The sequence below is a fragment of the Lunatibacter salilacus genome (genome assembly GCF_009797935.1).
GTDB lineage: Bacteria > Bacteroidota > Bacteroidia > Cytophagales > Cyclobacteriaceae > Lunatibacter > Lunatibacter salilacus.
In genome coordinates this window covers 157,048-181,898 of record NZ_VOLC01000010.1, presented here as the reverse complement: position 1 = coordinate 181,898, position 24,851 = coordinate 157,048, and the positions used below count along the sequence as shown (strand labels likewise).

The 24,851-nt window shown below is 41.9% G+C and carries 25 protein-coding genes; 21 read left to right on the top strand and 4 right to left on the bottom strand.

Features of this window, described 5'->3' with window-relative positions:
• Positions 1-101: 101 nt before the first annotated feature.
• From rpmB to FQ608_RS14950, 10 genes are all read left to right on the top strand, one after another.
• Positions 102-344: a 50S ribosomal protein L28 gene (gene rpmB / locus FQ608_RS14995; protein ID WP_158859043.1), complete on the top strand. Its 243-nt coding sequence runs from the start codon at positions 102-104 to the stop codon at positions 342-344.
• Between the two features lie 31 nt (positions 345-375).
• Complete coding sequence (gene rpmG, locus FQ608_RS14990) at positions 376-558, top strand: 50S ribosomal protein L33 (protein WP_075350619.1); 183 nt, start codon at positions 376-378, stop codon at positions 556-558.
• Positions 559-624: 66 nt separating this feature from the next.
• Positions 625-777, top strand: coding sequence for a DUF4295 domain-containing protein (locus FQ608_RS14985; RefSeq protein ID WP_158859042.1), 153 nt, complete (start codon positions 625-627; stop codon positions 775-777).
• A 96-nt stretch (positions 778-873) separates the two neighbouring features.
• Positions 874-1,830, top strand: coding sequence for a signal recognition particle-docking protein FtsY (gene ftsY / locus FQ608_RS14980; protein WP_158859041.1), 957 nt, complete (start codon positions 874-876; stop codon positions 1,828-1,830).
• Between the two features lie 100 nt (positions 1,831-1,930).
• Complete coding sequence (locus FQ608_RS14975) at positions 1,931-2,419, top strand: RNA polymerase sigma factor (protein ID WP_158859040.1); 489 nt, start codon at positions 1,931-1,933, stop codon at positions 2,417-2,419.
• Positions 2,409-2,834, top strand: coding sequence for a hypothetical protein (locus FQ608_RS14970; protein WP_158859039.1), 426 nt, complete (start codon positions 2,409-2,411; stop codon positions 2,832-2,834). Before FQ608_RS14975 ends, FQ608_RS14970 begins: the two co-directional genes overlap by 11 nt.
• Complete coding sequence (locus FQ608_RS14965; RefSeq protein WP_158859101.1) at positions 2,834-3,370, top strand: DUF4252 domain-containing protein; 537 nt, start codon at positions 2,834-2,836, stop codon at positions 3,368-3,370. The genes FQ608_RS14970 and FQ608_RS14965 overlap by 1 nt, the downstream gene beginning before the upstream one ends.
• Before the next feature lie 14 nt (positions 3,371-3,384).
• The gene (locus FQ608_RS14960) at positions 3,385-3,855 is read left to right on the top strand and encodes a DUF4252 domain-containing protein (RefSeq protein WP_158859038.1); all 471 of its coding nucleotides are present in this window, start codon (positions 3,385-3,387) and stop codon (positions 3,853-3,855) included.
• 373 nt (positions 3,856-4,228) lie between these two features.
• Positions 4,229-6,370, top strand: a complete 2,142-nt coding sequence (locus tag FQ608_RS14955; RefSeq protein WP_158859037.1) for a polysaccharide lyase 8 family protein — start codon at positions 4,229-4,231, stop codon at positions 6,368-6,370.
• Positions 6,371-6,402: 32 nt separating this feature from the next.
• A complete protein-coding gene (locus FQ608_RS14950; RefSeq protein WP_158859036.1) occupies positions 6,403-7,545 on the top strand; it encodes a hypothetical protein in 1,143 nt (380 codons plus the stop codon).
• A gap of 54 nt (positions 7,546-7,599) precedes the next feature.
• Here FQ608_RS14950 and FQ608_RS14945 read toward each other — a convergent pair whose 3' ends face one another.
• Complete coding sequence (locus FQ608_RS14945; RefSeq protein WP_158859035.1) at positions 7,600-9,750, bottom strand: ligand-binding sensor domain-containing protein; 2,151 nt, start codon at positions 9,748-9,750, stop codon at positions 7,600-7,602.
• A 343-nt stretch (positions 9,751-10,093) separates the two neighbouring features.
• Here FQ608_RS14945 and rimO point away from each other — a divergent pair, with 343 nt between their 5' ends.
• Positions 10,094-11,404 (top strand): 30S ribosomal protein S12 methylthiotransferase RimO, encoded by a 1,311-nt coding sequence (gene rimO / locus FQ608_RS14940; protein ID WP_158859034.1) that lies wholly within the window; start codon positions 10,094-10,096, stop codon positions 11,402-11,404.
• A gap of 209 nt (positions 11,405-11,613) precedes the next feature.
• Positions 11,614-12,777 (top strand): hypothetical protein, encoded by a 1,164-nt coding sequence (locus FQ608_RS14935; protein ID WP_158859033.1) that lies wholly within the window; start codon positions 11,614-11,616, stop codon positions 12,775-12,777.
• A 91-nt stretch (positions 12,778-12,868) separates the two neighbouring features.
• Here FQ608_RS14935 and FQ608_RS14930 read toward each other — a convergent pair whose 3' ends face one another.
• Entirely contained in the window at positions 12,869-15,163 is a 2,295-nt protein-coding gene (locus FQ608_RS14930) for a GH92 family glycosyl hydrolase (RefSeq protein WP_158859032.1), read from the bottom strand.
• A 36-nt stretch (positions 15,164-15,199) separates the two neighbouring features.
• Positions 15,200-16,216 (bottom strand): UDP-glucose 4-epimerase GalE, encoded by a 1,017-nt coding sequence (galE, locus tag FQ608_RS14925; protein ID WP_158859031.1) that lies wholly within the window; start codon positions 16,214-16,216, stop codon positions 15,200-15,202.
• 178 nt (positions 16,217-16,394) lie between these two features.
• Between galE and rpsU the strand changes: the two genes are divergently transcribed.
• Genes rpsU through hpf form a run of 3 tightly spaced genes read left to right on the top strand, consistent with a single transcriptional unit; the run spans position 16,395 to position 17,868 of the window.
• Positions 16,395-16,589: a 30S ribosomal protein S21 gene (rpsU, locus tag FQ608_RS14920; protein ID WP_158859030.1), complete on the top strand. Its 195-nt coding sequence runs from the start codon at positions 16,395-16,397 to the stop codon at positions 16,587-16,589.
• A 57-nt stretch (positions 16,590-16,646) separates the two neighbouring features.
• The gene (locus tag FQ608_RS14915; protein WP_158859100.1) at positions 16,647-17,531 is read left to right on the top strand and encodes a tyrosine-type recombinase/integrase; all 885 of its coding nucleotides are present in this window, start codon (positions 16,647-16,649) and stop codon (positions 17,529-17,531) included.
• A 31-nt stretch (positions 17,532-17,562) separates the two neighbouring features.
• The gene (hpf, locus tag FQ608_RS14910) at positions 17,563-17,868 is read left to right on the top strand and encodes a ribosome hibernation-promoting factor, HPF/YfiA family (RefSeq protein ID WP_158859029.1); all 306 of its coding nucleotides are present in this window, start codon (positions 17,563-17,565) and stop codon (positions 17,866-17,868) included.
• Between the two features lie 41 nt (positions 17,869-17,909).
• On the opposite strand, the gene FQ608_RS14905 is transcribed toward hpf, so the two are convergent.
• The gene (locus tag FQ608_RS14905; protein WP_158859028.1) at positions 17,910-19,583 is read right to left on the bottom strand and encodes an ArnT family glycosyltransferase; all 1,674 of its coding nucleotides are present in this window, start codon (positions 19,581-19,583) and stop codon (positions 17,910-17,912) included.
• Between the two features lie 197 nt (positions 19,584-19,780).
• On the opposite strand from FQ608_RS14905, the gene FQ608_RS14900 reads away from it, so the two are divergent.
• The 6 genes from FQ608_RS14900 (at position 19,781) to FQ608_RS14875 (ending at position 24,838) form a co-directional block, all read left to right on the top strand.
• Complete coding sequence (locus FQ608_RS14900; RefSeq protein WP_158859027.1) at positions 19,781-21,295, top strand: ArnT family glycosyltransferase; 1,515 nt, start codon at positions 19,781-19,783, stop codon at positions 21,293-21,295.
• 125 nt (positions 21,296-21,420) lie between these two features.
• Positions 21,421-21,846 carry a type II 3-dehydroquinate dehydratase gene (aroQ, locus tag FQ608_RS14895; protein ID WP_158859026.1) on the top strand — a complete coding sequence of 142 codons (426 nt, stop codon included), beginning with the start codon at positions 21,421-21,423 and terminating at the stop codon, positions 21,844-21,846.
• A gap of 8 nt (positions 21,847-21,854) precedes the next feature.
• Positions 21,855-22,916: an aminotransferase class V-fold PLP-dependent enzyme gene (locus FQ608_RS14890; RefSeq protein ID WP_158859025.1), complete on the top strand. Its 1,062-nt coding sequence runs from the start codon at positions 21,855-21,857 to the stop codon at positions 22,914-22,916.
• Positions 22,917-23,005: 89 nt separating this feature from the next.
• Positions 23,006-23,581: a MarC family protein gene (locus FQ608_RS14885; protein ID WP_158859099.1), complete on the top strand. Its 576-nt coding sequence runs from the start codon at positions 23,006-23,008 to the stop codon at positions 23,579-23,581.
• A gap of 64 nt (positions 23,582-23,645) precedes the next feature.
• A complete protein-coding gene (rnhA, locus tag FQ608_RS14880) occupies positions 23,646-24,116 on the top strand; it encodes a ribonuclease HI (RefSeq protein WP_158859024.1) in 471 nt (156 codons plus the stop codon).
• Positions 24,117-24,118: 2 nt separating this feature from the next.
• Positions 24,119-24,838 carry a tRNA1(Val) (adenine(37)-N6)-methyltransferase gene (locus tag FQ608_RS14875; protein WP_158859023.1) on the top strand — a complete coding sequence of 240 codons (720 nt, stop codon included), beginning with the start codon at positions 24,119-24,121 and terminating at the stop codon, positions 24,836-24,838.
• The last annotated feature ends 13 nt before the right edge of the window (positions 24,839-24,851 follow it).

Below are 24,851 nucleotides of genomic sequence, written 5' to 3'. Positions count from 1 at the left end.
TTATAAAATATTTTACGAATGCATTTTTGAAATTACATGAAAAGTTCCGATATTTGCAGACTCAATTGGAAAAAGTCTTAAAATACGACACTTTATATATCATGGCAAAAGTTTGTGACATCACTGGAAAGAGGCCTCGGGTAGGTAACAACGTATCCCACGCGAATAATAAAACAAAGCGTATGTTTTATCCAAACCTGCATAAAAAGAGCTTCTATATTCCTGAAGAAGACGCTTGGATTACCCTTAAGGTTTCCAGCAAGGCGCTTAGGACTATAAACAAAAAAGGTATTACGGCTGTGTTGAAAGAAGCACAAAAAAAAGGTGATATCATCATCAAATAAGACATTACCTCACTAAAACGAATATAGAGCTATGGCTAAAAAAGGCAACAGAGTGCAGGTGATCATGGAATGCACAGAGCACAAAACAAGCGGGATGCCAGGAACTTCCAGGTATATCACGACTAAGAACAGAAAGAACACAACCGAAAGATTGGAGTTGAAGAAATTTAACCCAATTCTTAAGAAAATGACTGTTCATAAAGAAATTAAGTAATTTTTCTACCAACACTAAAATTTGTAGAGAGATCACCCATTATCTAAAAGATAAACAAAAGAAGAAATGGCAAAGAAAGTAGTTGCAACCCTGAAAAAAGAAGGTGGCATTACCTATTCAAAGGTAATTAGAGCGGTAAAATCGGAGAAAACCGGTGCTTACACCTTCAAAGAAGAAATGGTTCCTACCACAATGGTGCAGGAAACCCTGAAAAAATAGTTATATTCAACTTCCTTTAAGAGATCATAAAATCCCTCCCGATTATAATCGGAAGGGATTTTATGATTATATTCTACATTAATACCAATTCAAATTATGGGAGTATTCGGGTTCTTTTCCAAAGAAAAAAAGGAAAGTTTGGACAAAGGATTGGAGAAATCCAGCCAAAACATTTTTTCCAAACTCGGCAAGGCCATCGTGGGTAAGTCCAAGGTGGACGAGGATATTCTAGATGAATTGGAAGAAATCCTAATCACTTCTGACGTAGGCGTAGATACGACCATTAAGGTTATACAGCGGATCGAAGAGCGTGTTGGGAGGGATAAATACCTCAACGCCGCAGAATTGGATGTTATTCTTCGGGAGGAAATCGCTGGCCTGTTAGAGGAAAATAATACCGAAGATCTTGCCGATTTTGACCTTCCCGAAGGAATTTCGCCCTATGTTATTATGGTTGTCGGTGTAAATGGGGTTGGTAAAACTACGACAATCGGAAAGCTTGCCCATCAATTTAAGCAGGCGGGTAAATCCGTCGTGCTTGGGGCGGCGGATACTTTTCGGGCTGCAGCTGTGGATCAACTCATTTTATGGGGAGACCGTGTAGATGTCCCAGTCATTTCCCATGGTATGAACACAGACCCTGCATCAGTAGCTTTCGACACGGTGAAAAAGGCAGTGGAAATGAAGGCTGATGTAGTGATTGTTGATACAGCGGGAAGGTTGCATACCAAGGTCAGTCTAATGAATGAGCTTACTAAAATCAAGCGGGTAATGCAGAAGTTTATTCCCGAAGCACCCCACGAGATTTTGTTGGTGTTGGATGGGTCAACAGGGCAAAATGCATTTATTCAAGCAAAGGAATTTACAAAAGCGACTGAAATCACCGCCTTGGCAATAACTAAATTGGATGGTACCGCCAAAGGAGGAGTAGTGATCGGAATATCCGATCAATTTAAAATCCCTGTCAAATATATCGGAGTCGGGGAGAAAATGACAGATCTTCAGGTTTTCAACCGGAAGGAGTTTGTGGATTCACTCTTTAAGAAAAAGTAATACCCATCGCTACTTATCCTGAGAAAAATACTCAGGATTTTTTTTTGTTTTTTTTTATCATGATTGTAACATTTGCTCTTTCCAATCATCATCTTCCTGAATGAAGACTTTTTTTGAAAAGCACATCTGGCCAATAAAAGGTAAACTTTACCGGTTAACCTATCTCTGGGTAAAGGACCGGGAGGTGGCGCAGGATATTTTGCAGACGGTTTTCGAAAAAACGTTGCGAAACGAATCGGATGTATGTAAACTAAAAAATCCGGTCGGATGGGTAGTAGCAAGTTTGAAAAATGAAAGTCTTCAACATCATCGTGGAATAAAAAGAATGTCTGGTCTAGGAGATCTTGATTTGGTAGATCCGGGAAGTCCTAACGAAGAAGTGGATCCTCGAATAGAGCAGGTTTTTCGTTTTGTTCAGTCGCTGCCTGAGATGCATCGTGAAGTATTTCATCTTAGGGAGGTAGAGGGACTTACCTATGAGGAGATAGGAGATTATTTGGATATATCGCTCGATCAGGTAAAGGTGAGCCTGTTCAGGGCGCGAAGGAAACTGAGAGATTTGTTACTTAAGGAAACTGATGAAAGATAGATTAACGGAATTGTTGGATAAATACTGGGAGGGCGAAACCTCCTTAATGGAAGAGGCTGAACTTAAATCCTTACTAAAGAAAACTGACTTGTACCCGGAGCTTCGTAGGTTCTTCTCAGGTACCGAACAGCTAGCCGAAATGGACATTGGAATCACGAAGACGAGGAAAATCGGATTTGAATTTTTCATGAGAATCGCGGCAGTTTTCATTGGATTTATAGTTATTGGAAGCCTCATATACAATAATTACCATCAGCGGGAGCAAGAGAAGGCCTATTTTCAGGTTATGGAGGCCTTTGCTCTAATCCAGTCCAACATGGCAAGGGGCACTGAAGAACTTCAAGTATTGGATGAATTGCGGCATTTGAATATGCCCCATGAACTATTTAATATAAATGAATTAAATGAACAATGATGAGAAAGCTATTGACACTAATGATTCTATTGGCATTAGGCGGGACGGTGCATGCCCAAGACGATGCCATCGTAAAATTCTTCTCAAAGTACATGGAGGACGACCGTTTCTCGAGGGTATTCATTAGCCCCAAAATGATGCAAATGGCAGGCGGTTTTCTCCGATCGGATGCAGCGGCCTCTGATTCCGATGCCAAGGATTTGGGAGATCTTATTAGTAAGGTTAGGGGCATCCGCATACTCAGTGCGGAAAAGTTAAATGGCAAGGTCTTCTATGATGAAGCCATGAGCACGCTTTCCAAAAATAAGTATGAAGATTTAATGGATGTTGCAGACAAAGACTCTAACACCAAGTTTATGGTCCGTGAAGAAAACGGGATCATAAAGGAATTGCTGATGCTCTCTGGTACCCAGGAAAGTTTTACCCTCCTCAGCATGCTAGGTAATTTTACCTATAAGGATTTAAATATGCTGGCAGAAAAAACAAATATGCCGGGAATGGATGAATACAATAAAGGGAAAAAGAAGAATAACTAAAAACTAACACAACTATGAAAAAATTAATTTTGGCAATTTGTATGAGCATCTCTGTCATTCCATTATTTGCGCAAAGTAAAAGCGTTGCATCTTTATATCAAAAATACAAGTCACATCAGGATTTCTTCCACCTTGATCTTGGTGGCAACTTTATGAACTTGGCCAAATCCTTCAATGTGAAATTTGACGAAGTCCAAGGGGAATCCATATCCCAGTCCATCGAAAAAATCATAATGTACAAACTTCCGGTAACCGGAGAAGCAGCAGGAAGTGAATACCTTAGTTTACGAAAAGGCTTGGAAAAAGAAAGGTTTGATGTAATGATGGAAGCAGGGAAATCTAAAAGTGGGGTCATCCTCTATGGTAAAGGAGGTAGCCGAATACAGGATTTGGTGCTTTTGGTCCGTGATGATAAAGAGGAATTAATGGTGTTCGAAATAACCGGAGATTTTGACCCCAAGATGATATCCGATTTTGGGAAATAAAATAAATCAAATAACAAATCAAAAGGAGAACCTGTTTATGGTTCTCCTTTTGATTTTTAACTACACTGTCCCAAAAGGTACCAAAGTATTACAAATACTAAGATGGTAGAAAAGCATCCTCCTCCGAGTTTATAGGCTCCGTATCCGGCAAGTAAGCCTTTAAATATGTTGTTCATAGTTGGTGATTTTAGTGGGTTTTATTATGAAAATATTGATAATAAATTGGAATAGGAATAAAAGTAAGAATTTGTTTTAGAAAGGTTGGGATTAAAAATCAATTTCAATGTATTTTTTAGCAGAGGTGTAAACGCTGATTTTCACATATGGTTAATTTTTAAGTATATTTGAAGTAGCCCAGAATAAAATTCTTCCCATGAAAATTAATTTATTTGCCTGCCGTTTAGGCACCTTTCTCGTATTTTCTTTTTCTATTTTCCCAAGTATTGCCCAGCAGGAAGATGCGATTTCACTTATTCGGGAGAGGCTAATTAAAGATGCGCTGGAAGAACGGGGATTTGTAGACCGGGTGAAGCAATATATGATGCCGGATTTAGATGCGGCGGGGTCTTATCAACAGGAGATTATGCCTGATGGCAGCTGGTCTGATGTGGATTATTTGGATACAGACAACGAATGGGATCCGTTGAAAGCACTCAACAGGACCTTGGTAATGGCCTATGCCTATGCGGAACTGGAAAATTCGTTCTACAAAAATGAGAAAATGCTTGAGTCCATAGAAAATGCACTCAGCTATTGGTATCAAGTAAATCCGGTCTGTAAAAATTGGTACAAGAATGACTTGGCCAAGCAAATGTATTTGGGAGTAATTGCCTTATTGCTTCAAGATGACATTTCTCCGTTCATATTAAAAAGAATGATAGAAGATCAAACGGAAGAACCCAGGATGACAGGTTCAAATCGTACCCTTTTCGCCACGTCCGTTTTTTATAGGGGCGTATTGGAAAGGGATCCCCAGCGGATTTCGGCAGGGGTGCAAGGGGTTTTGGATCAAGTCGGTATAAATCAGAAAGAAGGTGTTCAACAAGATTATAGTTTTCATCAGCATGGACCTTATCTCTACAATGGTAGCTATGGCAATAATTTTCTTCGGGAAACCATCTGGATGGCGGCCATGGTACAGGGTACTCCTTTTGCTTTTAAGCAGGAGGACCTTGCGGTAATGAGAGATTATTATTTGCAAGGAACCCGGTGGATGGTATACAGAGGATTGATGGATTACAATGTGCGGGGACGGCAAGTAGGCCGACCTAGTGGTTTCGATCAACGTGCAGAAATCCTCCTGCCACAATTAGCTTATTTTATGCAGGCAGATCCGGATCATAGGAAAGAATTTGCCAAATCCCAACAAAAAATAATCCACAAGCTTCCTCAAATTGAAAAGGGGCATAAGCATTTCTGGAGATCAGATTATACGGTTCATCACCGAGGCACATTTTTCACTTCGTTAAGGATGTGCTCCGATCGGACGATAGGTGTGGAAACAGATGTGAATTCGGAGAATCTTTTGGGATATTACCTGCCTTATGGTCTTACCTATATCTATCGGAATGGGGACGAGTATGAGGATATTTTTCCGGTTTGGGATTGGGCAAAGTTGCCAGGGGTAACGTCTCCGGATAAGGTCTATCCGTTAATTAAAGGTGCATTTACCCAACCAACACAATTTGTAGGCGGTGTTAGTGACGGCCATTTTGGCGTTTCTGTCATGGACCTCGAAGTTCATGAACTTACAGGAAAAAAAGCATGGTTTTGGTTTGACAATGAGTGGATCGCTCTCGGCGCGGGAATCACATCTACCGGAGAGGATTTCATTCAAACCGGCATAAACCAAACGAGATTAAAAGGCAATATCCTTGTAAATGGAAAGCCATTGGTTCACCAAGATGCTGTACCGAAAGATGCATCCTGGGTGTGGCATGACAGTGTTGGCTATTTTTTCCCAGGTTCCCCAGATAATCTTCACATCTCTGGTCAAGAACAAACAGGTCAAATGCATCGGATTTATGGACTCGGTGAAAATACCCACCATAACATGGATGTTTTTTCACTGTGGCTTTCCCATGGATCAAAGCCCGAAAATGCAACCTATGCCTATGCGGTTATTCCAGGAATATCGGGACAAGGGATGGAAGAGTATGTAAAGGATTTTCCGTTCGAAATTCTAGTTAACACCGGCAAAGTACAGGCTATATATCACAATAAACTGCAACTGACCGGAGTGGTGTTTCATGAGTCCATTGCTTTTCATTTGGGAGAATCCCTTATCCTTGAGCCAAACCATCCCTGTCTCGTTCTTATTAACCACAAAACAAGTACCTTTACAGTCAGCGATCCAACCGCAACTCATGAACACATAGAATTGATTGTAAAAGACGCAACAGACGAAAGTCAGCGGATCATCATCGATCTTCCCTCCGGGTTGGATGCTGGGAAAAGTGTTTCTATACCTAATAGTTTTCTAGCCACTAACGGACTTTTAACTTTTTTTAAATAGCGAAGTAGCCCATCTTAATATATTTTTACCACATGAAGTATGTGACATTCAATTACATCTGGCTTTGTTTACTCGCTGCATGTTCGCAGCCAACCAATTACTCTAACGACTCTGATAGTTTCGAATTAACCGTGGTAGACTCCATTCGAGTGGACTACCTGGGAAATCTTTTTGTATTGGACTATGACCCGAATTCTGGGATGTATCTGAGCAGAAACAACAGCACGGAGGAGATTGTCCTGTTCGATGATGCGGGAACAATAAAGGAACAGTTTACCTTCCAGCAAGACGGACCTGATGCTGTGTTCTCAGCAAATGGTTTTGGTTTAGCTCTCATTGATGAAAAGATCATTGTGATGGATCGCCAAAAGGGTATTCAGTTTTTCAACCGGAATGGTACCTTTCATAAACGGATTGCAGTGCCAGGAGAACATTTTTTTATTGCTGGAGCGAGTTTACCCTATCATCCGTTGGGTGACAAACTTGCCTATTTTCGACCGGAACGTGGTGGAATCGATTGGGAAAATCCAGCCAATATATTTAAAGGTATATATTCAAGCCCTTTGTTGGAAGTATTGGATACGCTCTCCGGCACTGTTCACCGAACCATGGCATTTCCTCGTAATACAGTTTACGAAGATGGGAATTACTACAATTGGATATTTCCGATAATTGTAAAAAATGGAAATGAATGGATCCTTTCAATGATGGCTGAAAGAAAATACCATATCTATCTCGAATATGGTAATGAATTGGAATACAGTAGAACAGTAGATTTGGATCTAAATGATGCTGTTGATATAAAGGGTGCACCCAATGTCGATCAGGTGTATGAGGAAAACCTATTCAACATATTTGGTCGGTTCCATGAGATATATACACATGACGGGATGATCCTCGTGGTGTATTCAAAAGGTGTCAAGGAAGAAATAGCCTTGCAATATAATCCTGAGAATATGGATGAGTGGGATCTGTTTGTTCAGGGAATTCCCCGCTATTTGGCGGTATTTGACCGTAATCACCAGCTACTCTGCAAAGACGTTCCCCTGCCTGCCGGATTACATTTGACATCGGTTATCAATAGTCAGGGAGAATTTTTGGCCATAAAAAACCAAGAATATTGGAGCGTTGAAGAAGATTTTGTTACGGTATATAAAATAAAGTTTTCCCAATAAAGAGATTGTGAGCAAAGGATTGTGGAACTATCTCCCAACCCCAGTTTCACACAATCACTCCCAATACCCAAAATACCTACCCATCCAGTAAGCTACCAAAAAATAGGTTCCACTGTCTTCGGTTTGTCCCCCATCTCCCACATCCATGAGTTTGGGGTTGGTGTTCCACCTGGAAATATTTCCCTCCGGACTCGGAAGGGCTTTATCTGCCTGATCTTTTAGAGTCCGATGGGCCAAGAGATCTCTACGAAGATCCCAACGATGACTGTTTTCCATTTTCCAGTTGATCAGGTCAACAGGGAACTGCTGGATTTCTTCCAAGGCGATATCCAAATCACAATTTTTTTCCAATAGCGCACTGGCGAAAATATTCCAAATAGGCATGCGATCCGAGCGTACGGCCCCCCAGGTTCTATTCAGGCTAGTCGCAAAAACTTCACGGTCAGGATCGTCCTTTGGCAAATTGGTAAGTAAATTATAATAGGGTAGGAAGTTTAAGATATCATCAGAGTGGCTGATATCAAAAGGACTTGTTATTTTGGCGTATCGGGCATTGTCCAAATAGCCATGTTCATACACCAAATGCTGATACACCTCTTCAAACTTTGCTTTTTTTGTCAAATGCTGTGCTGTTTTCAGGAAAGACAATATCTGTAGTGAATTCAACCCACGCTCAAACATCCAGTTCGGAGCATGGTTTAATGAATCCGGATGCCAGATACCCCACCTGGTGGGCAGACCGTCAAAATCGATCAGGTGATACTCATTGTCAATGATGTTGGTAACAATACGGTCGATATGATTTACCACTTCAACTTTTTCTGACCTATCAGCCACCAAATCATGGTAGAGAGAAAGCGAATAAACATGTCCGGTAATCTCATCAGAGCTGGTGTCATCCAGCCATTGCCACACGCCATCTGGGGAAGGGTGCCATACTTTAGGATGGGGCGAGCGGGAAGGCGTCACGGTATCTGAAGCCCGGGCAAAAGACCTGGCAGGTAGTCCCGAAATTCCGGTTACACTTTCTAATCGGGCCATGGCCTTGTAAGTCTGGGTTGCTTTGTGCCTTGCATCCTCACTCTTGGTAACTGCATATCGGTAACTCTGCGCAATTAGATAACAGGCTGTCCACAACCCATCATTATCTTCATTATCCATATAACTGGTCGATATGTCCCCCGCGGTGGATAATTTCGACCGGTTTACCAGGCCCAGGCGGGTATGCCGTTCTTCGATTATTTTTTCAATGTATTCTGCCTTACTCTCCAATGTCATTTCTTCCCGGCTGATCTCCGAGATTCCCTCTTGAGTTCCTATCCAGATCTTATTGGGACCCAATGGCAACAGGGCAGTTACTTTGTCGTCTGGCAGCCACCTTTTCCCAGCAAAGTAGTGCCATTTATTACTGTCAAAAAAGAGAACCCCTTTGTCCGTGCCCATCCACTTATTCGTTCCATTTATTTGGATTTCTGTCACCGGCCCAAACGGTAGTCCATCATTTCCCCTAGAAACCCAATGATCTCCGTTGTCAGCAATCCGGCCAACTGCCCATTGCGAGCTAAAATAAATGTCTTTTGCGTTATTCACGCTTTTTAAGGAATAATACTTTCCTTCATGGCCAACAGCCATTAGTTGGTCATCCAAACCAATCCACTGATCTCCCTCTTTAATCCAAAGCCCAGAGAGGGTAGCGAGCCAAAGTTTACCTTTGGCATCTAGAGCGATATCGTTGATTATTGCTTGGGACAGGATTTTTTCTTTTAACCACGTTCCTGTCCACGTATATAGTCCTTCGCTAGTTCCAATATGGAGGGTGTTTGCATCCTCCCAAAGCATGCATCGTACATAATCGTCATTGGATAGAGGAGGATTTGGAATTTTAATTCCCTTAGAGCTTTCTATCCCGGTGGCAGAAGCGATCCATATTTTATCATTCAAGTCCAAAGTACTACTGGTAATACCGGTTTTTAAAAGCTTTGTGCTCCATTGGTCTTTGTCATATCTAAAAACACCATTGGAAGTAATCACATCAATGGCATCACCGCTTGCCACTAGGTCAATAATATGATTTTCTGCCTGAGTTGGCAGCGTTATATCAATTTTAAGGGTCTGCAAAAATGCAGTCGGGGATGATTTGACTTGGCTTTTGGCGTTTTCAACTAATAGGAGAAGTGCCAATAGAATAATTAATTGGGATCGCATCTAGGCCGCTTTGTTTTGGAAGTTTTAACTTAATGAGTATACTTTTTTACTTCCATTAAGGCTAGTTAGATGCAAAATGAATTTTCTTTGGAATAAAAAAAGCGCCGATTCCCATCGGCGCTGCTTTAAAAATGATGCAAGGAGTATAAAAATGGTTGCTGTATTACTCCCTCAAAAGTACAATGATTTTTCACCATGAATATTCACTTTGCCATTAAGCTTAGTTTATTTAAAATGACCGTTTGAGGCCGATAGATAATATTCCAATAACATAGAGGAACTATTTCTGGCATCGATGCCTCTTCGCTTATTTTTTCGTACTTTTGCACCAAATTAGAAACTATTGAAAGCGAGAACGTTAAAAAAAGATAAAGTCAATATCATTACCATGGGGTGTTCCAAAAACCTTGTTGACTCCGAGGTGCTCCTGAGCCAACTTCGGGGAAACGGTATTGATGCCCAGCATGAGTCCAAAGGTAAAGACAACAATATCGTCATTATCAATACCTGCGGCTTTATTGACAATGCCAAGCAGGAATCGATCAATACAATCCTTGAATATGCCGACGCCAAGGACCGTGGACTGGTGGATAAGGTTTATGTGACCGGTTGCCTTTCCCAGCGCTACAAGGATGACCTCGAATCAGAGATCCCCCAAGTAGATGCCTTTTTCGGAACCCGGGAATTACCAGCTCTGCTCAAGAAATTCAAGGCAGATTACAAGCATGAACTGGTTGGTGAAAGGCTTTTGAGCCATTCGGCGCATTATGCCTACATGAAAATTTCCGAAGGGTGTGATAGACCCTGTTCCTTTTGTGCTATACCGCTAATGCGTGGAGGCCACCAATCCAGACCCATCGAAGAACTGGTCAAAGAAGCGCAGCACAAGGCATCCCAAGGCACAAAAGAACTTCTCCTGATAGCTCAAGACTCCACATATTATGGTTTGGACTTGTACAAGAAAAGACAGCTTCCGGATTTGTTACGTGCCCTTTCTGATGTACAGGGAATCGACTGGATACGGCTTCATTATGCATATCCCACTGGCTTCCCTATGGAAGTGATAGATGTGATGGCAGAGCGAAGCAATATCTGCAACTACTTGGATATTCCACTCCAACACGGGTCCTCGGAGGTACTTAAGATTATGCGAAGGGGTACAAGTAGGGAAAAACAGGAGGAACTGATTCTACGAATACGGGAAAAGATTCCGGAAATTGCCATCCGTACCACACTGATTGCCGGGCATCCCGGAGAAAATGAAGCGGAATTTCAGGAGATGATGGATTTTGTGGCACGTATGCGATTCGAGCGTATGGGTGTATTTACCTATTCCCATGAGGAAGATACGCACGCCCATCAACTGGAAGACCACGTCCCTGCCGAGGTGAAGCAGGATCGGGCAAATCAGTTGATGGAGCTCCAGGAACAGATTTCCTTTGAAATCAATCAGGAAAAAATCGGCAAAACTTTCAAGGTGCTGATAGATAAAAAAGAAAGTGGACATTTTGTCGGTCGTACGGAATTTGATTCCGTGGAGGTGGACAATGAGGTGTTGATTGATGCCAAGAAATTTTACTGTAGGGTAGGTGACTTTGTGCAGGTAAAAATCACAGATGCCACTGAGTTTGACCTCTATGGTGATGTAGTTTAAGCATTTTGATCTCCGATTCAGATTGGAGCAACTACCAAAAAGTCCAGGATTAACTTTCCTTGACTTTTTCTTTTAAAGGACTGAATGTACTTTTAGGCTTCCAAAGGTTAGAATTTTCTGAATGAAATCGAGCATGACGCAGGCGACGCACGGAGGGATGATTATAATTGCGAGATTCCATGTGGCAACTGAAAAACAATTATGAACACATGAAACTAATTGAAGTAACGACAGATGCACACCGCAAGGAATTCATGAATATGGCTGTGCGGCTTTACAGGGAAGAGAAAAACTGGATACGGCCATTGGATGCGGATATAGATGGAATTTTTGACCCAATCAAAAACAAACTCTATAAATCAGGAGGGAAGGCAATCCGATGGCTCCTTGTAGATGAGTCCGGAAAAACCATCGGACGAAATGCTGCATTTGTAAATCCCAAGTGGAAAGAAAAGCAACCCACCGGCGGCATGGGCTTTTTTGAATGCATCCAGGACAAATCTGCCGCCTTTATGCTAATTGACGCGGCCAAGGAATGGCTGCAAAAGCAAGGTATGGAGGCAATGGACGGCCCAGTCAACTTTGGGGAACGGGACAAATGGTGGGGTCTTCTTGTGGACGGATTTACACCGCCTAATTACAACATGTCTTGGAATTTCCCCTATTATCAGGAATTTTTTGAATCCTATGGCTTTCAGCTATACTTCAAGCAATATACCTATATGCGTCCGGTTCGGGGAACGGGTTTCGACCCCAAGATGATAGAACGCTCTAAAGCGATATTAGCGGATCCCGATTATGAATTCAGGTATTTGAAAGGGAAGGAACTTTGGGAGAAATTTCCTGACTATTTTATGACCGTATATAATAAGGCGTGGGCCAGGCATATGGGGAAAAGCATCACCGAGCGGGAGGCAAAGCTGATGTTAGCGAAAATGAAACCTGTCATCGATCCTCATTTAATCTATTTTGGGTTTTTCAAAGGAGAACCAATATCCTTCTTTATCAACATACCAGAGATCAATCAGATCTTTCAACATGTTGACGGGAAGCTTGATTTGTTGGGGAAAATAAAATTTCTTTGGAACAAGACCTTTAATCCGCCAAACAAGATGCTGGGTCTCGTATTTGGAGTTGTACCGGAATTTCAGGGAAAAGGAGTGGAGAGTGCGATAATCCTTTCTTACCGTGAGTTTCTGGATATCAAAAAGTTAAAATACCTCACCATAGAAATGAACTGGATCGGTGATTTCAATCCAAAAATGATGCGGGTATGCGAGCAGCTTTTGGCCACTATCTACAAAACCCACCATACGTACAGGTACTTATTTGATAGGGAAAAGCCATTTGAGCGACATCCGATTTTTGGTTAATGAATGCGTAGTGAAATTAAAAAATCCCTTCAGATTACAGTCTGAAGGGATTTTAAGAGTTGATATTTGAATCTTTATTCGATGTGGGATTTCATTTTTTAGGTTCTTGGCCCATTTTCAATTTCAAAATGCCTCCTTGGACAATATCTCCATGTCTGATGCCAAATCCCTGAATATCCTCGCCATTTAATTGTTGTTGCTGTATATAATAGGATTCAGGGCCGTTGTTTTCGGCTTCAATTGTAAAGGTACCCCCCGGATAGTATCCGGGATGCAGTTTGATGGTGGCTTTGTCAAAGGTGGGACTGCCCAGTTCATATTGAGGGTTTTCCTCCGTGCCAGCGTTCATTTGGAACAGGCCCAGTTTCATCAGTACGGATAAGGATCCCATTAATCCCTGATCTTCATCGCCGTTAAAGCCCAGTTGTGGAGTCAATGCACTGAATGCTCGGTTAACCACCTTTTTAGACCAATATTGGGTAAGGTCTGGTCTGTCCAGGTAATTAAAGATAAAGGCTGTCTGCATGGAGGGTTGGTTTCCATAGTTGATGGGAATTCTTCGGTATTCGGGATTGGTCTCTACAGCATGGGACGTTCCTGATGTGAATCCCAAAACTTCCGATTCCTCGAACTGTTGGTTCAACTTTTCAACTGCCCTTTCTTTTCCTCCCATCAGTTCTGCCAATCCAGGTAGGTCATGGGGAACAAACCAAGTAAATTGAGCTCCATTTGCTTCCACATATCCTTTTCCATAGTCATAAGGATCAAAGGGATTTAACCAATTTCCATCCACATCCTTCGGACGGATCCAAGTTGACTCTGGATCATAAAGGTTTTTATAGTGTGATGATCGAGAGAGAAAGTAGTCCGCATCCGCTGTTTTACCCAAGCTCGTGGCAAGCTGGGCAAGTGTCCAGTCCTGATAGCTGTATTCCAGAGTTTGCCCTGCCCCTTGCTCATGTCCGCCAAATCGCCCTCTCGGATTTGGATAAGGGACATATCCCAAGGAAATATAATCTTCCACATTGCCTCCCAAATCGGTATTGTGTTCGTATCCGGATTTGCTCATCATTCCTCCGGGCATATGATTCTTTTTCAGGCCCTCGTAGGCAAGGTCTATATCAAAACCTCTGATGCCTTTTTGATAAGCAGCCACAAAAAACGGGGTAGAGGAGGCTCCCGTCATAACATAAGTATAGTTTCCACCGGAAGGTCCACGAGGTATAAGGCCGCCATCTTTATAATATTGTACAAAGCTGTTTGCAAATTCTTCCATAATTTCTGGATAGACCAATCCCCAAAGGACGCTGATGGTCCATTGGGCTCCCCAGAAGGAATCCGAATTAAAATGTCGGAACTTTGGTTTGCCGGCGTCATCCAGAGGCAGCTGACCGATGCGGAACTCCCCGCCTGTATTGTCCGGATAGGCTCCATTGACATCAGAGATGGTCCTTCTGCCTTGTAGGGCTTTCCAAAGATCCGTATAGAATCGTCGCTGCTGTTCTTCAGTTCCTCCTTCTACCTTTATCCTTGCCAGGGATTCATTCCATACCGCCTGAGTTTCTGCAACCGCAGCATCAAAGTCCCACCCGGGCAATTCTTTTTCCATATTCAATGCCGCATTTTCAGGACTGGTGTAGGAAATGCTTACCTTCATCAAAACTGGTTTGTCCACTCCACTGCCAAAGGTCAAGATTTTGTTTGCTTCACCTTCTACCGCTATGAGAGATTGAATGTCACGGTCAACCTGCACTTGAAAATAGACAGTTATCGGTTTTGGTCTTCGGGAGGTAGGACTGTTGGTGACTTGACCCCGCAGCGTTCGGTCATTTATTTGGGTCAATTCACCATTAATGATTTCACTGGGACCCAACATGCCTGCCAGGTTGAAAAGGATCCCTGTTTCTTTATTTTCCGGAAAGGTATATCGGTGCATACCTACCCGATGGGTGGCTGTAAGTTCAACATCTACTCCAAACCGGGAAAGGTGTACCTGGTGATATCCAGGCTCCACGGTTTCGGCATCGTGACTGAAATGGGAAAAGTAATCCGATACGTAGGAAGAAGCGGAATCTTCAAAGGCTATGGGCATGACCGATACACCTGACATTTGCCAGGCATGGATATGGCTGAACCCCTTAATGGTGTCCGTATCGTACCGATATCCCGTCCCCCAGGCTCCGTCGATCTGATTGTCCGGACTCAGGTTGACCATTCCAAAAGGCCTGGTGGCAGAGCTGAAGAAAAACCACCTTGAATTTGCCGCATCCAATAGGGGGTAAACTAAATCAACTGGTCGGAACGTTTCTTCTATGGGTTCCTGAGGCTGTTGACATGATTGGAGGAAAATAAGGTAGCTAATAAGGCAAAACAGTCGGTTTTTCATTTTGCTGGCGATATTTTGGGATCCTTAGTGGAATGTTTATTTTTCGGACAATGTCAGTTGCCAGTTCCAGCTGTCCCGAAGGGCATCTTCTAAGCTGTATTGTGCTTTCCAACCTAACTTTTCTTCGATTTTTTGGGTATCGGCCCATACCTTTACCACATCTCCCGGTCTTCTTGGGCCAACCTGATAATTTAGAGGTCTGCCGCTTACCTTTTCGAATGTTTGAATGACTTCCAACACAGTGTTTCCGTTTCCGGTACCTACGTTAAAGAGATCATAGTAATTGTCCGGTTTATCCTGAAGGTATTCAATCGACTTCACATGGGCATCGGCAAGATCCATAACATGGATGTAATCCCGGACACAAGTTCCGTCTGGGGTATCATAGTCATTGCCATAAACGGTCAACTTTTCCCTCAGTCCTATTCCTGCCTGGGTTACGAATGGGACAAGATTGGCAGGTACGCCCAAGGGTAATTCACCAATTAACGAGCTTTTGTGGGCGCCAATAGGATTAAAATATCGGAGGGAGATAATTCGCATCTTGGCACCGCTTTTCACCACATCAACTAATATGTCCTCACAGATTTTTTTGGTATTGCCATAAGGGCTTTCCGCGTCTTTTCTAGGTGTAGTTTCTTTTACCGGCAATTCGTCCGGCTGGCCATAGACGGTACAAGAGGATGAAAACACGAGGTCCTTTACTCCAAATTCCGCCATTGTTTCCAACAAGACAACTAAGGAACCCACATTATTGCGATAATATTTCAGAGGTAAGGCGGTGCTTTCACCAACAGCTTTATTAGCAGCAAAGTGGATCACACCGCTAAGCTGATGCTCGCTAAAAATTTGCTGCATGAGCTTTTTATCATTGCAGTCGCCTTCATAATAGGGGATGTCTTTTCCAAGAATTTGCTTGAGTCCGGCCAATGCGGACTTATTGGAATTTGAAAAATCATCGATGATGATGGGTTGATAGCCTGCGCTGCTCAGAGCTATGGCAGTGTGGGAACCAATGTATCCGGCACCGCCTGTGATTAAAATTTTTTCCATAGCCAAATATACACCAATCGTAAACTTCCCATAGATAATTCCGTCGAAAAAATCGAGGACAAATACGTTTATTGATATTTCACGTCTTCACAAAGCCCGCTTGGTCGAAAAGAACTAGAATAAATTTTTCTTTTCCAAAGATTTACTTACTTTTGCAGGACGAAAGGGGGTGTACCATATGATTGTAGTAAACGTAAAAGAAAACGAATCCATTGAGAAAGCATTAAAACGCTTTAAGAAGAAGTTTGACAAAACTGGTGTGATCAGGGAACTGAGAAGAAGACAGGCGTTTGAAAAACCCTCTATTAGCCGCAGAACAGAGGTTATTAAAGCGGCTTATAAGCAAAGAATGCAAGAAGAGGAAAGTAATTAAGTTTATTTTTCTTTCATATAGAAAAAAATTAGCATATTGGTGATTCAATTCACCGATATGCTTTTTTCGTTTATTACCTATTTGGAACATGAGAAGCGGGCCAGCCCCCATACTGTCCTTGCCTACCAAAAAGACCTTGAGCAGTTTCAGGAATTCATAACTATCTCTTTTGGGTTGACCGATATGGTAGAGGCGGGACACGCCGAGATCAGAGCTTGGATGATAGATCTGATTGAGCAAAAGTTGACTCCCACTTCGGTAAACCGAAAGATGGCCACACTTCGATCATTTTATAAATTTTTACTCCGTTCGGGAGAAATTGTCAAAGATCCTACCTATAAATTACGCTCCCTAAAAAAGGGACGCTCACTTCCGGAATTTATTCAGGAAGATGCCATCGACAAAGTCCTTTCCGAAATGAACTTCACCCCAGACTTTTCAGGTCAACGGGATAGGATTGTTATGGAGTTTCTTTACCTGACTGGAGTTAGGCTTTCTGAACTTTTGTCCATTCGTTGGAAGGATATTAATCTGTATAGTGATGAAGTCACGGTACTAGGGAAGAGGAAAAAATACAGAATTATTCCATTAACAAAATCCTTAAAAACAAATATAATTTTTTATAAAAAAGTATTTGAAGAAACATTTTCAAATATAGAAGAAAGTGACTACTTTATCGTTAGAAACAGTAAGGAGCAAGCATATCCCATGATGATATACCGAATCGTAAGAGAGCATCTTGATCTTTTTGTACAGACTACTAAGAGAAGTCCACACCTTTTGAGGCATACTTTTGCGACTCACCTATTAAATAAGGGGGCCGACCTAAATGCGGTCAAAGATCTTTTGGGACACAGCAGTTTGGCAGCTACCCAAGTCTACACCCACAATTCTATCGAGAAACTTAAGGCTGTGTTTGAACAGGCACATCCTAAAGCTTAAATAAAAGTATAACTTTTAACCGTTTAGTATTATGAAATTACAAATGCATTCCATTCACTTTGACGCTGATCAAAAGCTCATCAACTTTATCCAAAAGAAAGCGGATAAACTGGACACGTATTATGATCAGATTATCGACGGAGAGGTTTTTATGCGGCTGGATAAAAACAACAAAAGTGAAAATAAGATCGTTGAGTTAAAGCTCAATGTCCCGGGCAAGCAACTTTTTGCCAAGAACCAAAGCGATTCCTTTGAGGCGGCAGCTGATGAAGCTGTAGAAGGATTGAGACGGCAAATCAAAAAACACAAGGAAAAAGTGGTTCTGGCCAAGCAGTAAATGTATATATATTTCAAAACCGCCGAAATGGCGGTTTTTTTTTAGCTTCGTTTTTTTGTCTCTACCAGATAGTATTTTTTACTCAGTTCATATTTTTGCAAAGCAGTATCTCCTTTCCAAATACTCCCCATAATCTCCAAAAAATATTTTGCATCCCAATTGATTGAAGCGATCTCTGATTGGGTCTTATTGAATCCGAATTTAACCATGGAATCCTCTTCGCATATTAGATATTCATATTCATTGATTTGATCTATTATTGCACCATCCAAATTGATCAATTCATAGTCAGTATCCATTCCAATTCGAATCTTACTGCTGTGATGCGGATTTCCTATAAATCCTACTTTGGTGCCAAAAGATATGTTTTTCTCTTCGAACAAATCATCGATCTGCACGCCCTGATGGGGGATTGATAGCGGATAGGAAATGAGGCAGCCATTGAAAAACACCAGCATGATTGCCAAGCTAAGGTGCTGAAATTGAAGCGTATTTCTTCGGAGTATAATGAAAAGAAAAATGAATAAGCCAGCTCCAATCGTCCAATGTATGGCTAAAATCAGCGGGCTTGCTAAACCGATATTCCAATATACCGCAACCATCAATAATAGTGCGTTAATTGCAATAATGGCTATTCCCCAACCGTTTAAGCTTTTTCTATTTTTAGTCTGTCCACGGATAATCATCCAAGCCACTCCCACAGTAACAAGTGGAGCAACAGGAAGTAGATATCTGTCATAAAATTTGGATACGAGGGAAGTCATTAAGATGATAGCCACAAGCCAGACCAACACGAATCCAAAAAACGCCTTATTTTCATCCTTGACCATCAGTAAAGAGGCAATTGGTTTTTTGCCGGTAAAGAATATCCAAGGAAGAAAAAGTGCTATCATTAACCCTGCTGCCATAAAAAAATACCTGATGATCAACGTAACTCGCTGGCCCACACGCATGCCTACCTGATCCTCAATAAATGAATTCAGGTATTCGGGGCCAAATTTGGCATACATGATAACAAACCAAAAAACGGAAATAACAAGCCCCGCAAGAACTGCTGGCCAGTAGAATAGTTTTTTCCAGCTAATTCGTTGATATGGATTCACAAGTAAATATCCAAGAGCAAGAAATCCCAATGCAGCCGCTGGAAGCCCCTTTACTTCGAACGCCAAACCAAATCCAAGAAAAATCATCCAAAGGTATTTTTTTGGGACATCATCACCGTACTTTAAGGCAGCAGTGACTCCCCATGCACTCAGGGTGACGAATAGGACCAAGAGAATATCGGGGATAGACCTGGAGCTGGAGAAAATCACGAGGGGTTGGGCAGCAATCATCCAGCCCGCTAGCGCTGCGATAGATTTATTTCCACTAGCCAGTTTGCCTATAGCATAAACTAATCCGATAAGTGCTCCTCCTGCGGCCAGAAATAATATGCGTGAAGAAAACGCTGAGATTCCAAAAATTTTAAACCCTGCCAAGACGGCCCAATAGGTTAAGATTGGCTTTTTGAACCTTAATTCTCCATTTCCCAAGTAAGTAGTAAAATAATCCCCATTTTTTATCATCTGGAGTGCAGCATCTGAGTAATACATTTCGTCTGGATAGTGGAAATGAAAATTCAGGGAAAATGGACCTATCAACAGGAGGAATACACCAAGTATAAACCAAGGAGAATTATTCCACGTGGTTGAAGCTGAAAGTTTTTTTATGAACATCAGGTGCAAATGTATATTAATACAAATTGTTTTTTGGGAGTTTTCTGAAAATCAATTTTCTAATTATAACTACTGTCGGCCGAGATCGAGAAGACTCGAAATAATTTAATCTAAGAATATCGCAAAATCAATGAGGGGGCTTTTAAATAATTTTCGTATTTTAGTCGGACGACAGTAATATTTAATATTATTTCGTCATGATCGATTTTTATTCAGAAAAGCGATGTAAATACCTGCTGATCCTTATTCTGGTCGTTGTTTCAGGTTTTAAACTTGCTTTCACTGTAATGAGTCCGGTTAGCCTGTTTTCGGAGGAGACCCAGTATTGGCTTTGGTCCAAGCATCTTGACTGGAATTATTACTCCAAACCCCTCATGATAGCAGTTTATAACAAAATAGGTACCATGTTTTTTGGCGACACTGAAATAGCTGTTCGATTCAGTGCATGGATTTTCACAGGTCTGGCAGCCGTTTTGGTATTTAAGCTATTTCTGTACATGTTTGGTAAACCTTTCTATGCGTTAATGGCTGCTGTTATGGTACTCGTAATGCCTTTTTTTCATCTGGCTTCAGTTTTTCATACTACCGATTCCTCCTTGGTGTTCTTCTGGGTTTTTACGATGTATCTGGCATGGAAAGCAATACAGGAGTCCAAGACAAGATACTGGATCTATGCCGGTTTGGCGACTTTTGGAGGAATTTTGTCAAAGAATGTCATGGTATTGATTTTGCCTTTGATCTTCCTGTATTTACTCATCACCCAGCCCAAACTTTTGCTTAAAAGGGACTTTTATCTTTTTAGTTTAGTTTCCTCCCTATCCATCATTCCTATAGTTATGTGGAATTTCAAGAACGATTTTGTGACCTTTAGGCATCTGGGAACCTTGGGAGGCATCATCGGGATCGGAGGATTTGACTGGACTGCTGCATTAAGATTCTCAGGAGAATATCTGGGCGGTCAGATGGCAGTGATTTCCCTATTTTTCCTCCCCTTATTAATTTTATCTTTTATAAGGTGGGCAGCATACTGGGAAAAGGAGCTGTTATTTTTATTAATGCCTGCTATACTCATTTGGTTGATGTTCATAGGTGTTTCCCTAGTGAAGCGGGTAGAAGTAAACTGGCCCGCCTTTTCCTATGTTACCCTTCCGATAGCGATGGCTTATGCTGTTTCTGTAAATGAGCGCTGGAAGCGATATACATATATGGCGATTGGCATATCCGGTCTTCTGTTGGCAGGAATTATGTATCCTGCTCCGCTAGACGCTATTGGGTTCAAAAAGGTACTGAAACCACAGAAAGACCCCTTTTTTAGAATGGCAGGATACAGGGAACTTGGAGAACGGGTAGACTTCCTTCTCGATTCACTCGAGATTGGAAATCACTTTGTGTTTAGCGATTCGTACCATATAGCGGCGGAGTTGGCTTTTTATATGCAGGGAAATCCACAGACATTCAATCCAAACCTCGGGCGCAGGAAAAACCAATTCGACCTTTGGCCTAGATTAGATCAGTTTGAAAATTTGGATTATGCAGGTGTCTTTGTAAAAAGGGGAAAAGAGGACAATGAATTGGTTAATGGTGCTTTTCAGAATCTCCTTTATGAGGAATTGAACTACGGAATTTTGCGTGGGGAGAAGGTACTAACATTTAAAATCCAATTTTTTGAAGCATTCAAACGGTTGGAAGAGCTTAAAAGTGATGCATATTGAGGCAGGTGGTATGTCAGTAAAAATCGTAGGTGGGGTAAGAAAAAAGAACTTCATAATTCCTTGACTTCTTTTTCTTATCCGTAACTTTGAGGAAAATATTATTCCATTTATAAAGCACCTAACCATTGAAAATAATCATTATCAACGGACCAAACCTTAATCTTCTAGGTAAAAGAGAGCCTGAGATTTACGGAAGTCTTTCTTTTGAGGAATTTTTTGAAACGCTGGTTAAAAAATACCCGTCACATACACTTGAATATTATCAAAACAACGTGGAGGGAGAGTTGGTTAACAAAATCCACGAAGTAGGATTTTCCTATGACGGTATTTTGTTGAATGCCGGTGCGTATACCCACACGTCTGTTGCGGTTTCAGATGCCATCGCGGGTGTTAATACACCTGTGATCGAGGTTCATATATCTAATATCTACAAGCGAGAGGAATTTCGTCACAAAAGTATCATCTCCAAGGAATGTATCGGAATGATTGCGGGTTTAGGTCTGGACGGCTACGATTTGGGCATTCAATATTTCATATCAAAAAACAAATAGAAATTTTCATGGCAAAGATCACATTTGCTCCCGGCCCATCTAAAGTATTTGATAGCCTTCCCGAATATTTTAACGATGCTTATCAACAGGGTATCCTAAGTGCTAATCACAGAAGTGGGGTATTTATGGACATGTACCGGGAGACGGAGCGGTTGTTTAAGGAGAAGCTTTCAGTCCCTGAAGATTACCGACTCCTCTTTACGTCCAGCGCTACCGAAAATTGGGAAATAATCACCCAATCTATAGTGCAGCATTCTTCCTTTCACATTTACTCCGGTTCGTTTGGGAAAAAGTGGTTTGGGTTTGCCCAGCATATTATTCCAGAAACCAAGGGGTACGTATTGGATAAAAACCAAGAAATAGATCTGAAAAATCTGGAAATTCCAGCGGAGGTGGACCTGATTGCTATTACCCAAAACGAAACCTCGAATGCTACTCAGGTGAAAAATAGTTTTCTGAAAGCACTAGGTGCCGCCTATCCGGAAAAGATGCTGGCCGTAGATACGACTTCTTCCATGGCAGGGATTTACCTTGACTTTTCACTTGCGGATATTTGGTATGCATCTGTTCAGAAATGTTTCGGATTGCCTGCAGGATTGGGGGTTTTAGTGCTTTCTCCAAAGGCGATAAAAAAAGTAGCGGCCAAAGGAGAGCAGGGGAGGTACAACAGTCTGAGTTTTATGCTTGAAAATGCCGCTAACTTTCAGACCCATTATACCCCCAATGTATTGGGAATATATCTGTTGATGAGGATTTTGGAGGATATGCCGGCTATCGAACTGGTCCAAGAAAAAACTGAGCAGCGCATGAAGCAACTTGAGGAAGTGGTTGCCGCCTCGGAGTCATTGGACTTCTTGGTAACCAATCCGGCATGCCGCAGCAGGACCGTTTTGGGAGTTTCTGGAGAAGAGGGGTTTATTAAGGAAATAAAAAGAGCCGCCGAGGAAAAAGGGATGACATTGGGTGGTGGATATGGACCACTCAAGCCTACTAGTTTTCGGATCGCCAATTTCCCGGCCATTACGGATGGGGAGTTTGAGCGCTTGTTGGAGTTTCTAAAGGCGTATTAATATAAGGAACGCTGAGTGTTAAATCTGCCATCTTTTATATTCTCAGCTTTTCGAACTATTCTAGTTAATTATGTGACATCATGCTAGAAATGTTTAATCTTAAGGAGATTCTATCCGTTACACTCATCCTGTTTTCGGTGATCGATATTTTGGGTTCTATACCCATAATAATAAATCTACGAAAGAAAGTTGGGCATATCCAATCTGAGAAGGCAACCATCGCTGCGGGGATACTGATGGTGCTTTTCTTACTTTTGGGAAAATCAATACTGAATTTATTCGGCATTGGTGTGGAGGATTTTGCCATTGCGGGTGCCCTCATTATTTTCGCTTTAGGTGCAGAGATGATACTGGGCATAGAGATCTTCAAGCCGGATCCAGCTGCGAGTTCAACCAGTACCTCCATTGTGCCGATAGCATTTCCTCTAATTGCCGGCGCGGGTACGCTCACCACGATTTTGACATTGAAGTCGGAATATTCCCAACTGAATATAGGTGTTGGTATCGTGTTGAATCTCATCATTATTTATATTGTATTGAAAAGCACCAACTGGCTGGAAAGGAAATTGGGACAAACAGGGTTGGATGTGCTCAGACGAATTTTTGGAATTATCCTTTTATCTATTGCCATAAAAATTTTCAAATCCAATGTTTTTGTTGGGTAAGCACCGGTAGTATCTATACGTCCAAATTAGAAATGATTTGCTTGTTTTTCTTTACTTTTGACACATGATTACTATTTATACAGATGGAGCTGCCAAGGGAAATCCAGGTAATGGGGGATACGGGACTGTTTTGTTGTTTAGGGACTTGAGAAAGGAACTGTCGGAAGGATTTCGACTGACGACCAATAACCGGATGGAACTTTTGGCGGTAATTAAAGGCTTGGAGGCGTTGAAAGCAGAAGGGATTCCAGTGACTATCGTTTCAGATAGTAAGTACGTAGTCGATGCAGTTCAGAAAGGGTGGATTTGGAATTGGCAAAAGAAAGGTTTTAAAGACAAAAAAAATGTGGACCTGTGGAAGCGTTATATACCCCTTCACTTGAAATATAAACCCACTTTTCGTTGGGTAAAAGGACATGCCGGCAACAGGGAAAACGAACGCTGTGATCAACTTGCCGTGGCAGCCGCCGAGAGTTCTTCCCTCCCCGCTGATGTGGGCTATGAACAAGCACAGTCTAATAACCGAATGTTCTGAACATGGGTAATTCTTATTTTCAGTTCAAACAGTTTAGGATCGAGCAGGGAAACAGTGCGATGAAAGTCAGTACGGATGCGGTGGTGCTTGGGGCATCCTCTGGATCTATGGCTCATAATACTATTTTGGACATTGGTACCGGAACGGGAGTGATTGCGCTCATGCTGGCTCAGCGGTATCCGGAGGCGGAAATTTTCGCGTTGGAAATAGATAGAAAAGCCTGTGTTCAAGCTGCTGAAAATATACGGAATTCTCCCTGGGTAAATCAGGTCACCGTTATCGATTCGTCTTTACAGGAGTATCAAAATCGTGGAGTCCGGTTCGATCTTATCGTCAGCAATCCTCCGTACTATCCCAATCATCTCCTTTCGGAAGACTTCCGCAGAAACCAAGCCTTGCATCAGGGGACGTTGACTTTTCTTGAACTTCTTGTCGGTGTGGACAAACTTTTAGAAGAAGACGGGGAGTTATGGGTGATTTTACCTGAAAGGCAAATGTGTGAATTTGAGTTGATCGCCAAAAATGAGGGTTTCGTGGTTTTTAAGAGAATAACAATCAAAGATTCCCGGCAAAAGCCTGTATTGCGTGTTATTCAGGCCTTTGGGAAAAGTAAGCGCACAGAAAAAACTTTCGAGGCCAACGAACTTGTGATAAAAGACAATGATGGTGAGTTTTCAGCTGCTTATCGGAACCTATTGAAAGATTACATGCTACATTTTTGAGTAAGTGAGAAAG